At 63.1% G+C, this 13129-nt stretch carries 7 protein-coding genes; all 7 read left to right on the top strand.

The genetic code is table 11. The features are described 5' to 3' along the window. The first annotated feature begins 39 nt into the window (after positions 1-39). The 7 genes from PWG15_RS05445 to PWG15_RS05475 are packed head-to-tail and all read left to right on the top strand — an operon-like array spanning position 40 to position 13107. Complete coding sequence (locus PWG15_RS05445) at positions 40-687, top strand: hypothetical protein (protein WP_275023465.1); 648 nt, start codon at positions 40-42, stop codon at positions 685-687. Next, a complete protein-coding gene (locus PWG15_RS05450) occupies positions 687-2816 on the top strand; it encodes a phage tail protein (protein ID WP_275023466.1) in 2130 nt (709 codons plus the stop codon). The genes PWG15_RS05445 and PWG15_RS05450 overlap by 1 nt, the downstream gene beginning before the upstream one ends. After that, a complete protein-coding gene (locus tag PWG15_RS05455) occupies positions 2813-3367 on the top strand; it encodes a hypothetical protein (RefSeq protein ID WP_275023467.1) in 555 nt (184 codons plus the stop codon). Before PWG15_RS05450 ends, PWG15_RS05455 begins: the two co-directional genes overlap by 4 nt. Position 3368: 1 nt before the next feature. Next, positions 3369-6182 carry a hypothetical protein gene (locus PWG15_RS05460; RefSeq protein ID WP_275023468.1) on the top strand — a complete coding sequence of 938 codons (2814 nt, stop codon included), beginning with the start codon at positions 3369-3371 and terminating at the stop codon, positions 6180-6182. Then, positions 6179-7984 carry a hypothetical protein gene (locus tag PWG15_RS05465; protein WP_275023469.1) on the top strand — a complete coding sequence of 602 codons (1806 nt, stop codon included), beginning with the start codon at positions 6179-6181 and terminating at the stop codon, positions 7982-7984. Before PWG15_RS05460 ends, PWG15_RS05465 begins: the two co-directional genes overlap by 4 nt. Then, positions 7981-10524: a hypothetical protein gene (locus PWG15_RS05470; RefSeq protein ID WP_275023470.1), complete on the top strand. Its 2544-nt coding sequence runs from the start codon at positions 7981-7983 to the stop codon at positions 10522-10524. Before PWG15_RS05465 ends, PWG15_RS05470 begins: the two co-directional genes overlap by 4 nt. A 57-nt stretch (positions 10525-10581) precedes the next feature. After that, entirely contained in the window at positions 10582-13107 is a 2526-nt protein-coding gene (locus tag PWG15_RS05475) for a hypothetical protein (protein ID WP_275023471.1), read from the top strand. Positions 13108-13129: the final 22 nt, after the last annotated feature.

Here is a 13129-nt window from a genome sequence, read left to right on the forward strand (position 1 = left end):
GGTAATCTGGCCGCGGTTCTTCTTTTTTGGGCGGCAGCGATGACGGAAGACGAGGCGACGATCATCAATGAGGCGCTGACGGACATTGGCGCCGGGCCGATGTTCTCGATTGACGATGACAGCGACCTTGCGATGCAGATCCAGTATGTCTGGCAATCGGTGGTCAACCGATGTTTCGGTCTGCATCCTTGGAGCTGGTCACGGAAAACGTTCCGCAATGATCGTCTCGCGGCTACGCCCGAGAACGGTTTCGCCTATGGCTTCGCGCTGCCTGGTGGGCGGATCGGCAATCCGCTGAAATATTCGAGCGATGCCCGTTGCCGGTCTCCCATCCGCGATTTTTCGCTCGAAGCCGGGCAGTTCTTCTGCGATTTCCCCGACACCTGGTCGCAATGCCGGGTCTATGTTAATCCGGTCGCGTGGCCGCCGGAATGGCGCGACGGCTTCAAGCTGGCGCTGGGCGGTTTTCTTTATGTGCCTGTCTGGCAGGACAAGCCGTCGCGCGACGAGGTGCTGACGGAAGCTTTCGGCACCCCATCGCAGGGCGGCGCCGGCGGCGTTTTCGGTCGGCTGATCGCGCAGGACGCGGCCAGCCAGCCAATCGGTGAACCCCAGACGCATGACGAGCCCCTGTCGAACGCTCGATACAACGGCGGCGGTGATCACTGGGCGGGGAGGTACGCCTGATGGCCCGCGTCTCCGGTTCCCTGAAAAGCAGCGTCAACGCCGGCCAGCTGTCGAAAAGCCTTCTCGGCAAGGTCAACCTGAAGCAATACTACTCAGGCGCCAAGCGCATGCTCGGTTTCGAGCCGATCGCGCAGTCTGGCTTCAAGCTGCTTCCCGGCTCGCGCTATGTTGGCGCAGGCGTCTCCGCCAACTGCAATAAGTGTGTCCTGGCGATCTCGAACAGCCTCTCCTACACGCTCGTGGTAACGGCGGGGCGGATCGATATCTGGCGCAATGACCGTGTCCTGGTCGCGACGGTGACCGGTGGCGCCGTGGCTGGCATCACGTCCGGAATGGTTCCGGATCTCCGGTTCTACGGCGAGGCGAACACGGTCGGCATCTGGCATCCGGATCTATGGCAGGCCGTGCGTCTGGTGCGCAATCCGGCCAATGATGCGATCTGGAATGCATCGACCTGGCCCTACGGCGACCTGCCCGAGGTCGACCTTGGCGGGGTGTATCCGACGGTTGCCGACAAGTGGACTATCTTCATCCGCTATACTGCTGCGACGATCAATCTCGTCATGTCGTTGTCGATCGACGGCAACAATACGAGCGCGGTGCAGCTGAAGGATGGCAGTGGCACTAACATCAACCCCAATGCCGCCACCAATCCGGATTGGGACCTCTTCGCGGGCGCGCTGCAGACGGCGGCCCGAGCGTTGCCGGGCATGAATGCGGGCCTGACCATCGTCAACGACCATGCCGCCTCGTACAGTCTCTATCGCGTGCTGGTCGTGACCTTCGATGGCACCCTGAAGGGTGACGAATACCAATTCGACGCCCGGGTGACCAACACCTCGGACGCCTCGGCCCTGACGAGCCATACGCAGGTTGGCAAGACGGACGGTGAACCGCTGATCTCGGCGAGCCGTGGCGGTTTCTCGGGCATGTCGCTGTTTCAGGATCGGGCTTGCTACTTCGGTCCGAAAGCGCGCTCGGCCGCCGTAGCCATGTCGCGGATCGCGGAATATTTCGACCTGAACATCGAGGCGCAGCAGGACAACGCGGCCCGTCTCGATGCGCTCCGGACGGATACGAGCGAGCAGATCCTCTATCTGATGGATGCAACTTACCTGCTCGCCTTCACCGACAAGGGCGTCTACTTCGCCTCGAACCGGACGATCGAGCGCAACAAGCCTTTGAACTGGGTCAATGCGATCGAGGTGGGCATCAAGCGGAACTGCCCGCCGGTAAAGCTGGAAGGCAAGGTCTATTTCGTCTCGGCTGAGGGCGGGCAGCTTTATTCGATCGACTATGACGCCGTCACCGAAAAATTCGCGCCGGAGCCGGAAAACGATCTCAACGGCTCGGATCCCGAAGACCTGGTGCGCGACATCAAGACGATTGCTGTCCAGCACAAGACGGGCAAGATGACGAGCAACCGGCTCTGGGTGCTGCGCGACGACGGGCGCCTGGTGCTCTGCGTCATCAACAAGAAACAGGAAATCATGGCGGCCTGCGAATGGCCGATCGCCGACGGCGGCCAGGTGTGCAGTCTGGCCGTCGATGGGCAAGAACAGGTCTGGCTGACGATCGACCGCAACGGCACGATCGTCGAGGAAGTGCTGGAAGAGGAAGACGTCAATCTTTTCCAGATGGCCTTCAGCGTCGTTACGGACCTGACCGGACAGGCGAGCGGCCTTGCGACGCTGAACGGCAAGACGGTCTGGGCGCTGATCGACAATGACGTGCATGGCCCGTTCACGGTCAGCGCCGGCGCCGTGCAGACGGAGATCCCGTCGCGTCCGGCAAAGATCGGCATCTGGGCGCCGCCGATCTATGAAAGCATGCCTTATGTGCGCGTGCTGCCGAATGACGAGGTGGTGCGGCGCCCGGGCAAGGTCGGGTCGGCGCGGCTGTTCATTGAGAACACGGCCTCGATCGCGATCGGCGCCAATGGTCGGGCCCCGCGCGACGTGTCGTTGAGCCTAGCCGGCGACGATCTTTCCCAGCCGAAAAAGAACTATTCGGGGCACACGACCGTCACCGGTCTGATCGGCGCCTGCATGGATCCGACGTTGACGATCAGCCAGGTGCGGCCGGGGCAAATCAGGGTGCGCGATTACATTCCGGGGGTGAAACTGTGACAGAGATTGCGGCGGCCGTTGCAGGCCTTTTTTCATCGGCGGCCCCTGCAGCGACGGCGGCGACCGGTACGGCTGTTGCCGCGGCTGCGCCTGCCGCCGGCGCCGGTTTTCTGTCGTCGCTGCTGCAAGGCACGGCCACGGTTTTCTCGATGGTGAGTGCGCTCGGCGCCGGGAAAGCCGATGCGGAGCAGTTCGAGCTCGCCGCCGATGATGCCGCGCGCGAAAAGCCGCTCGAAACCTTGCAGGGCATCAACCGGCGCACCGGGATCAAGGCCGAGATGCAAAACCGCATCGCCGAGCAGGACGTCGCCTACGCCGCGTCCGGCGCCGATCTTTCGTTCGGAACGCCCCTGCAGGCGCGGCGCGACGCCTTCCGCGAAGGTGATATGGCGCTCGAAACCGACATGGGAACGGAACAGACACGCGTCGCGCGCCTCGCCGAGCGGGAAGCGAACTATCGAAAGCGCGCGAAGCGGGCGAAATCTGGCGCCGTCCTGGACGCGATCGGCATTGGCCTGAAGGGCGCAACATCTCTGGCTGACAGGTACTGACATGGCAAATGGTCGACTTGATCCCGTTTCCTACCGCCGGTTCGAAGCGGATCCGCTGCTTTCCGAAGGTCTGCTTTCCGTTGCTCGCGATAATGGCGACCTGGAACGCAAGGTGGCGATGGGCCTTGCCCGCGTTGCCGACGAGTTCGGCCGTCGCGCCGATCGCGAGGCGCAGCGCGCCGGCGAACTGGCCGGGGCGCGTGATGCGTTGGCGGGGGCGCCGACGGGCGCGAAGGTCATCCGCACGGATCCGCAAACCACTTCGTCGGTTCCTGCAGACGGCGTCAAGCCGGTGTCTGTAGCGCCGGGTGTCCGCGTCGAGGTGAACGGCCGGCTGCCGGCCGGTATGCGCAACAACAACCCGGGGAACATCAAGTTCACGGGAACCGGCGCCTTCCCGGGCGTCGTCGGGCCTTCGGTCAACCGCGACCAGGGCGACCCGCAGGCCGTCTTCGAAACGGCGGAAGCGGGCATGAACGCGATGTTCACGCTGGCGAAGCGGAAGTATGACGGCGGCAAACGCAGCACAAATCAGCTGATCGCCGGCAACATGGGCTGGACGCCGGGCAACTTCGAAGCGGCTGCCAACGTCGCGCGCACCATGGGGATCGGTGCAAACGACGACATCAATCTGAGCGACCCGGCGAGTGCCGCTCGTTTCATGCGGGCGCTGATGCTGCAGGAGCATGGGAACGCGAGCCGGCTTTATACCGACGCTATGATCACGGCCGCGATCTCCGGCAGCGGCGCATCGGCCGGATCAAGCAAAAAGGCCTATGCCTCGATGCCGTCGCCGGCCTCGGTTGGCCCTGTCTCGGTTACGCCGGTGCGGGAAGAGGTCACGGTCGAGCCGGGCAAGCCTGGTACGTTCCGCCCTTCCGGCCGCGACACCGTTTTCGGTCGCGCCTATGACGTTTCGGGCACGCGGACCTATCTCGAAATGACCGACGCGGCCATGGTTGAAAACCAGCGGGCCATTTACGAGCAGTACAAGGACGATCCGGCAACGCTGCGCCAGGCGCTGGAAGAGGGGCTGACGGCGGATCTGCGCGACAACGTGTTCGAGGAAATCGAGCCGGAATACACGGTCTCCTATCGCAAGCGTGCCGCGAACCTTCTGGAGAAGGCCGATAGCGCGTTGCGCGAACGCGAGCTGATGCAGAACCGGGTCGGTTTCCTTGACCGCGTCCAGCAGCTGGAAAACCAGAAGAGCCAGCAGATCGCGGGTATCGACTTCGCCAATCCCTCGGCTGGCGCCGAGCTCGCGGACCTGCAGGCCTCGATCGATGCGCATTGGGATAGCGCCGTGGCGCGCGGCATCGTCGATCTCGACGATGCGGAGAAGTTCAAGCGCCAAAGCCGCTCGGATGCGTCCGTCAGTTTCTACGTCAAGCAGGCGGCGACAATGCCGGCCGATGACATCAAGACGATGCGCGCCCGGATGACGGAAGATTACGCCGCGGGAAAGCTCGCCGGCGTTACAGCCGACGACTGGGACAAGATCGACAAGGGGCTTGCCGGCGCCGAGAGCGCACGGAAGACGCAAGACGATAAGGCCAATGCCGATTTTTCGAAGCGCGGCGAGGATCTGGCGAAGCGTGTAGCCCGTGGCCTGCCGGTCACCGCCGAGGAGTTGGCGCGCTTCCAGCTCGATGCCGGCACGGCGCCGAAGGGCAAAGAGATTGCCTCCTCGACCCTTGCCCGTATGCGCGTTTCCGAAGCGATCCGCTCGCAGCCGCTCGCGGCCGTGGAGAGGAACGTCAAATCGCTGCTCGGCGATGGCGCGACCAGCGACGATATCGACTTCGCGCGGCGCACGATCGCCGAGCATCGCAAGGATCTGCAGACGGATCCGCTGGGTGTCGCCGAGCGGTTCGGCGTGCTGCCGGTCTCGCCGGGGCTGCCGCTGGATGGAGACGTCGATCCCGACAGCGTTTCCGGCGCGTTTGCCGAGCGGATCAACGCGGCGCAGGCGGCCGCATCGCATTTCGGGGTGCAGCCGAAGTTTTTCCGCCCGGGCGAGGCGGCCGCGATCGAGGCGGCGGTCAAGGCGGATCCGGAGCGCGGGCTTGATATCGCGGCCGGCCTGGTCGGCGCCGCCGGCGCCAACACGGACAAGGTGTTTCGCGAGCTCGGCGACGTCGCCCCTGCAGTTGCGCTTTCCGGCGGGTTGATCGCCGCCGGCGGCGAGCGCCAGGCCGCGCTGGATCTAATCGCCGGTTTCGGCAAGTCGCCCGATGGCAAAGATTATGTCGACGTGCCGAACACGAAGCGCCTCCCGGCCGCGCAGGCGATGACGGGAAAGGCGCTCGTTTTCACGCCCGACCAGGTCAACAAGCTCGACCAGGCTGCGGCGGCGATCGCGCGCAAGCGGCTCTATGATGCCGGCATCGATCCAAAAAAAGAGGATGCCAAGCCGGTTTATGAGCGCGCCTATCAGGAGGCGGCCGGCGCATCCTTCTCGAACGGGATCCAGTTTGGCGGCATCACCGATTACGATCGGGGCGCGTGGTACAGCTCGGAAAAGGTGCTGCTGCCGCCTTCGATCCGCGCCGATCGTTTCCCGGATCTGATGCAGGCGCTGACGGACGCCGACGTTGGCAGCGTCAAAGCCAAGAACGGCCGCACCTGGACGGCACGTGACTTCCAGAAGGCGATGCCGGTCGCGGTAAAGGGCGGCTATGCCTTCGCGCTCGGCGACGTCGGCGGATCCGCGCCGATGTTCATCGCCGACGAAATGGGCAATCCCGTGGTGCTGGATCTCGAAGGTCTGCGCCCGGCGCTCGAACCGCGCGTGCCGGGGGCCTTTCGATGATCGATTTGATTGATCCGTCCGCCCTGGCGAAGGGCGCATCCGAAGGTCCACAGACATGGGGTGAGGCGTTTTCGCGCGCCGTCGGGACATCCGACGACGTCATGACGGTGATCGAGAACACCAACGCCGATAGCGATGCTCTCGAGCGGGCCTATGACTTGCGGATCGCCGCAATTCGAGACCTGACGGGAACCCAGCTGCCGAACCCGCTGCGCGTTGCTTCGGGTGTCGATCGCGAGATGATCGATATCTTCGCCATGCAGGCAGGCGGCGGCGGGACGGTGCTGCCATCGCAGATCAGTCCCGATTTCCGCCGGCGCCAAGAGGAGGAATTCAACGAGCGGGCTCGCGCGTTGTCCGATCGCTTTCCTCAGATCGAGGCGATTATCAGCAAGCCGGTCATCGAAGAGCGCAACCAGGTCGTGCGCGACGCCAAGACGGCCGCCGACTTAGCCAACCAGTCGCCTGAACTTGGCACAATCGGGCGGTTTGCGGCGGGTCTTGTCGGCGGCCTCAAGGGCGCTGCGCGCGATCCGCAGCAATGGGGCATGGCATTCCTCGGCGCCGGCGGTGGCACGGCGAAGACGGTCGCCGGCCGGATCGGCCAGACGATCTTGACAGAGGGCCTGATCAATGGCGGGCAGGAGCTCGTACTGCAGGGCTTGAGTCAGGAGCGCAAGCGCGAGGCCGGTATCGAGCACGGGATGGGCGACATGCTCGCCAATGTCGGTATTGCCGCGACCTTCGGCGCGCTCTTCGGCGGCACGGTCCAGGGCGGCGCCGAGCTCGCCCGCGTCTTCAAGCTCGGGGAGGGCGGCGAGGCGATCGCGGCCCGCGTCATCGAGGGACGGCCCGAGCCCGGCGACGTCGAGGTGATGGCGAAGGTGATGAATATCGAGCTCGGCCCGGAACGGCTCGATCTGATCAGCCGATCCTTCGAAGAGCGCGTCCTTGACGACGTCACCGTGCGGGCCGATGCCTCGCCGGCCGAGATCCGCGTCTTTGAAGCCGCCCAGCGCTATGCCGACGATCCGGACAACAATCCGCCGCCGGAACTCATCGAGCGGCTGCTGGCGGACGAGGAAGCGGCGCGCACGCGATTTTCGCCGGACGAATATGAGCGCATGTTTGCCGGCGACCAGAATGCGATCGACGATATCGCCGATACCTTCATGGCCGGCGCGGTCGACGACGCTGTGCGCCGCATCGATGCTGTTGCCGATCGGGTGGATGCGATAGCAGAGCGCGTCGACGATATCTCCGACCGGCCATCGGCTGCTTCCACTCCTACCGCGAGCTGGGTGATCCGGGAACGTGCGAATGGCCGCGTCATTTTGGAGACCTTCGATCGCAGGAAGGTCGACGCGCTCAATACTGAGAAATACGAGGCTATTCCGGTCCAGCAGCATCTGGCCGAAGTCAATCGATCGGCATCCGGATCGGCCGAGGCCGTTCGCCAAGAGGGCGGCTCGGCTCGTCCAGGGACGCGCGAAGTAGTAGCGGGGGATCAGCGTGCTCCTGCGAATGATCGTGCGTCTCTGGACCCCATCGAAGGGCAGACCATTCGGCCGCGCCAAACTCCGGAGCCGCTGGACAATGCGGCCGAGACCATTGCCGACGTCCAGGCCGGCGAGATCGTGGAGCCGGCACGCGACGCCAACGGCAATCCGGAAAACTATCTCGATTTCATCGCCATCGACACCGGGGGCGAGAAGCCAGAGATCATGTCCGTCTCAGAGGCTTTGGCTCTGGCGGACGAACCCGAATTTTTCGCTGACCTTATGGAAGCCTGCAAACTATGAGCCTTCGTGATTGCCTGAATTCTGCCGTCCAGCAGGGCGCCATCAACTCGCGCCAGGCCGAGGAACTGCACCGCTATTACCAGGCGCGCTTCAACCGCAAGCGCCCGGGCATGACGGAACGGGAGGCGGCCGCGGCCGCACGCGATGAAGTTGTCGGCGCCCTGCGGGCGGAAGCGAAAGAGCTGCGCCGGCAGGTGAAGCTTACTGAGGCGCGGCGCAAGGAAATCGCCGACTTCATCGAGAATTACCGTGATCGCTATGGCAACCCGAACCAGCTCGACGCGGTCATGTCGCTGATGATCCACAACGGCTTTAAAGGCACCCAGTCCATGGCCGGCAAGGCGAATGCGATCATCGCTATGGCGCATCGGGATCTTTCCGAGGTGATGTATCATTTCCGGCGCTCGAAGGGGCTCGGCCTACGGCTGAACAAGGCGGACCTGCCGGCGCTGATCAAGGCCATGCACGGCGAGCCTACCGACAACCAGACGGCGAAGGCACTGGCCGGCGCACTCTCCGGCGTGCTTGAAGATATGCGGTTGCGCTTCAACGAGGCGGGCGGCAACATCCCGAAGCGCGAGGACTGGGGCATCGTTCACAGCCACAATCGCCGGGCGATCCGCGAACTCGGCGTCACGGGCCGCCAGCTCACAAAGACCGGCTATCGGAAGATTTACGATACCAGCGTCGCGCGGCAAAATTGGAAAGATTTCATTCGGCCGCTGCTCGATCCGGACGCGATGACGAACCCGAACACGGGGGAGGTGATCGGCGCAGACGGGCTCGATGCTTCGCTCGACTATGTGTTCGAAACCATCACCTCGGACGGGTGGGCGCATCGCCGCCCGGAAAGCCGCAAGTTTGGCAAGGGCAAGACGGCGAGCCGTCACCAGGACAGCCGGTTCCTGATCTTCCGGGATGCTCAGAGCTGGCTGACCTATAACGAGCGGTTCGGTAAGCAGGACGCCATCGGCTCGATCTTCAACCACATCAACGGCATGGCGCGCGATATCGCCTCTATGGAGCGTTTTGGGCCAAATCCGGACGCGACGATCGAATGGCTGACGCAGGCGGTGCAAGTCGATATCGGGAAGCGCCAGGCGGGCGTCGTAGACGCGCAAGGAAAGCCGCCCGGCATGTCGGCGGTCAAGTTGGCCGAGTATCGCATCAACAGCCTCTGGCGGGCGCTGCGCGGTCGAGAAACGGTCATGGATGGTCCGGCACAATGGGCCGGCGACATCCGCAATGTCGCGACGTCGGCGGCGCTCGGCTCGACCGGGATCCTCGCGGCCGTCACGGATCCTTTTGTCGCGGCCGCCTCGCGCCGCCTGGCCGGCCTGCCGGTCATGAAGGGCATCGAAACGATGATCCGTCGCTTCGCCAACGACGGCGATCGGCGCGCGATGGCGCGGCGGGCGGTGATCTGGGAGGATTACCTGCACACGATGAACGAAAGCGCCCGCTTCGTCGACCAGATGTTTGGCCATGAGTGGAGCCGCTACCTGGTCGACCGATCGCTGACCTGGAACGCGCTTTCGCCGATGACCGATGCTCGCAAGCGGATCGAGGCCTCGGCCTGGCACGAGACGCTGGGCGGGTATGCGGAGAAGGATACGGACTGGCTCGACCTGCCGCAGCTGCTCAAGAACTCCTTGGAAGGCTTCGGCATTACCGCGGACGACTGGCACATCATGCGCGCCGGCGTCGACGACATGGGCTTCCTAGATCCGGGTGGCATCTTCGCGAAAACTGGCGATCGGGCGCTGGCTGAGAAGTATGCCGAGCTCATCGCGCAATGGTCGGAACGGTCCGTGCCCTCCGGCGACCCTCGGATCAAGAGCTTTCTGACCGGCAAGACGGAACGCGGCACCATCCTCGGCGAGGTGGCCGAGTTCGGTTCCCAGTTCATGAGCTTCGGCATGAGCTTCACGGCGCGGCAGCTGGAGGCGATTTATCTCTATTCAATGCTTGGTCGATCTCAGGGCGGCAAGATCGCCCGCGGCGCCTGGTACTTTGCCTCGATGGCGATCCCGCTGATGATGGGCGCCAGCGTCTATATGCAGATCAGCAACGTGCTGAACGGCAAGGATCCGGAGGACATGACCGATCCGGCATTCTGGGGCAAAGCCTTCGTCAAGGGCGGCGGCGGTGGTCTCTTTGCCGATTTCGTCGACAAGGGCGAAAACCGCTTCGGTCAGAGCCTGGCCGAGACGCTGGGCGGCATCGGCGGGGCCTTCATCGGCGATACGACGGATATCACGATCAGGACGATTAAGGCGATCATCCCGGGTGGAGAGGATCAGAAGCTCGGCCGAACGGCGACGAAATATGTCGGCCGCTACACCCCGATCCTGTCGTCGCATCCGGCGACCCGCACCTGGTACCGCCGCGCCTTCGTCGACCAGCTGCAGTGGCTGACGGATCCGGACGCGGACAAGAGTTTCAAGGCGCAGAAGGCGAAATCGAGTTTCTGGTGGGAGCCCGGCGAAATGAGCTTCCATCGTCTGCCGGCGCCGGAGGCTGCCTTGGGCGCGGAGTAGTCATCGCACCGTTTTGATCTACCTTTGCCCCTGAAGTGTGGGCGAAAGGGAGATTTAATGAAACGGCGATCGTTCCTTCAGGTTGGCATGCTGGCCGCGGCGGACACCAGTGCCGCTCACTTAACGGATGGTACGTCCTTTTATTCTGGCCTGATCGATGATCTAGGCAGGGCGACCATGACCAATCCGTATCCCATTCCTCGGGCTGCACGACAGACCGATGTTCTCGTCGGCAATGGCGGCAAGGTCTACGGGCCGTTCGACGGCCTTCAGATATTCGACAACGAGGACGTTGTCGTCTGGTCGCGCGCCAGCGCTGCCGATGCCTTCGAGAAGGTGTCGGTGACGGTCGCCAAGGTCAGCGGACTTTCCTTCGATTTCTTCACCATCGAGTTTGCTGCCAATGTGCCGGCGACGACGGAATTCGTTGTCTCGTCCGAGCGTATCGCCGAGCGCACTGCTGGGGTGAAAAAGGGCACCATGCTCGACATGACGGCCCTCGAAAAAGAGCTGTCCAAACAGGCCACCGTGCTGCAGGAGCTGCGTCGCGACGTCGATCGTGCCATGAAGGTGCAGTTCAATCACCCGCCAGCCGCAGTGCCTGGTCCTCAGGACAATCGCCTTTTGGGCTGGCACGGGGGCGTTCTCGCCAACATCGACCCGGCGGAGTTCATCAACGATGCCGGTTTCGCGACGGCCGAGCAGGGGTTCAAGGCGGATAGCGCCCTGCAGCCGGGGGCCTCCGGCACCCAGATCGGTTTCATTCGGGCTGAAGCCGGCGCAGTTGAGCGCACCGTCCAGGACAAGGCGCGCGAACGGAAATCACTGCTTGATTTCATCCCCTTCGCTCTTCATCCGGGCATTATCGCCGGTACGAACACGCAGGATCTGGCGAGCTACATCAACGCCGCACTTGCGACCGGCGGCGTCATCGATACTCTGAAGTTCACGTACCTGATCAAGAGCCGGATGCTGCCTGTCCCGGGCACCCGGCTTGTGGGTCATGGCACGTTCAAGGCGATCTTTAACTCCGACGCCGACAAGTTCAACGACAGCGCGGCTGGCGACGGGCTGAACATGATGATCAGGCTGTGCTCTGATCTGGAGGTGGCCAGCGGGATCACCTTCGACGGCAACTCGATCACAACAGCGGGCTTCTGGATTTACGGGGCTAGGAATACAGGCGCGATCACCGGTGTTGTCTTCGACGCGACTGTCAAGAACGTCTCGTTTACGGGGATTGACGTCAATAGAAACAATGGCGCCTGGGTCAACTCTAACATTTTCGTTCGCGGTCGAGTGGAAAACTGCGGGTGGGTCGGAGCCAACCTTGAGGGCGTGACGAACCTAAACCACAGCGGCCTCACCGCTTACCGCACCGGGTGGATCGGGATCTTTGTCGGTTACTCCAAAAATATCATCGGACATGGTTTCGGTTCGAACAAGAGTGTCCCCCCCTATCGAATTTACGATGGCCCCGGCGGTCATGCTGGGGTGGAGAAAGGGTTTCTCTTCGGTCACTTCGGGAACGATGGCGCCGTCTGGACGGGCTTTTTGCTGAACGACAACCGCAATGCTGCCGAGGATGGTTTCGGGATAGGCGAGGACGGCGCCCTTGTGGATGCAGAAAGCACCAACATCTACGCACAGGGCCAGATCTGGTACGCCGGGCTCTTTGGCTTTGACGTGTCGAGCGATATGGTGGCCGACATTCAGGTTTTTTTCCCGACGCGACAGGGTGTGCAGATCGGGCTGGACCTTGGCGGAACGCTCTCCAACATCGACATTAAGGCCCAAGTCTACAACAACCAGAACGATGAGGCGGCGAGGTTCTCGGCGACCGGCGCTGCTGTGCGGAATTGCTCGATTACTAACGGTTCCAACTCGGTAACGATCAACAGCGGAAGCGGCTTCTACGTCGTGCCAGGTCAGAAGGTCACGGGCACAGGAATTCCGGCCAACGCTTATGTTAAGACCGTAGTGGGCAACACCGTGACGATGGTCACGGCTCCGGGCGGCGTCACGCCAGCCAACGCGACGGCGACCAACGGATCCGTCTCGTTGACCTTCCGCGGGATCATCAACTTCCAGAGCGTCAAGCTCGACCTTCGGACGATCTCGTGCATCTACGGCGTTGGCATCGAGAGCGGCGTTGACGGCTACGCCACCTACAGCAACTGTGAGGTGACCGGGAACCTATCGGACGTCACCACTGAAAGCGTGCGGCCGCTCAACGGGAACTACCCCTCCGGGATGGCGGTTCGAGCCTCCAAGTACAAAACGGCCACGATCGGCAAGACGGTCTCAAGCTTCTCGGCCATCGGCAACGACACGTTCGAGCTCAATGGCGGCGGAACGTTGAGTGCGATCACCAATGGCTACGACAAGCAGGAGATCACGATCTTCGTGAACGTGTCGGACATTGTCCTGAATTATGACTGGCTCGATGCGGGCGGAAACGGCGTTAACCGCATCATCGGCGGTGGGAACGTCGACATCACCGTCAAATCAGGAAGCATGTTTAGGGCGCGCTATCGCCAAGGCGTCGGTTGGTACGCGTGGGGCGTGGTCCAGGCCCAGTAACACGAGCGCGACGGCCGATTAG

Source organism: Ensifer adhaerens (assembly GCF_028993555.1).
Lineage (GTDB): Bacteria > Pseudomonadota > Alphaproteobacteria > Rhizobiales > Rhizobiaceae > Ensifer > Ensifer adhaerens_I.

Excerpts from the sequence above, each read along its gene's own strand:
- PWG15_RS05445 (WP_275023465.1), top strand. The coding sequence starts at position 40 with ATGACGGAAGACGAGGCGACGATCATCAATGAGGCGCTGACGGACATT.
- PWG15_RS05450 (WP_275023466.1), top strand. The coding sequence starts at position 687 with ATGGCCCGCGTCTCCGGTTCCCTGAAAAGCAGCGTCAACGCCGGCCAG.
- PWG15_RS05460 (WP_275023468.1), top strand. The coding sequence starts at position 3,369 with ATGGCAAATGGTCGACTTGATCCCGTTTCCTACCGCCGGTTCGAAGCG.
- PWG15_RS05465 (WP_275023469.1), top strand. The coding sequence starts at position 6,179 with ATGATCGATTTGATTGATCCGTCCGCCCTGGCGAAGGGCGCATCCGAA.
- PWG15_RS05470 (WP_275023470.1), top strand. The coding sequence starts at position 7,981 with ATGAGCCTTCGTGATTGCCTGAATTCTGCCGTCCAGCAGGGCGCCATC.
- PWG15_RS05475 (WP_275023471.1), top strand. The coding sequence starts at position 10,582 with ATGAAACGGCGATCGTTCCTTCAGGTTGGCATGCTGGCCGCGGCGGAC.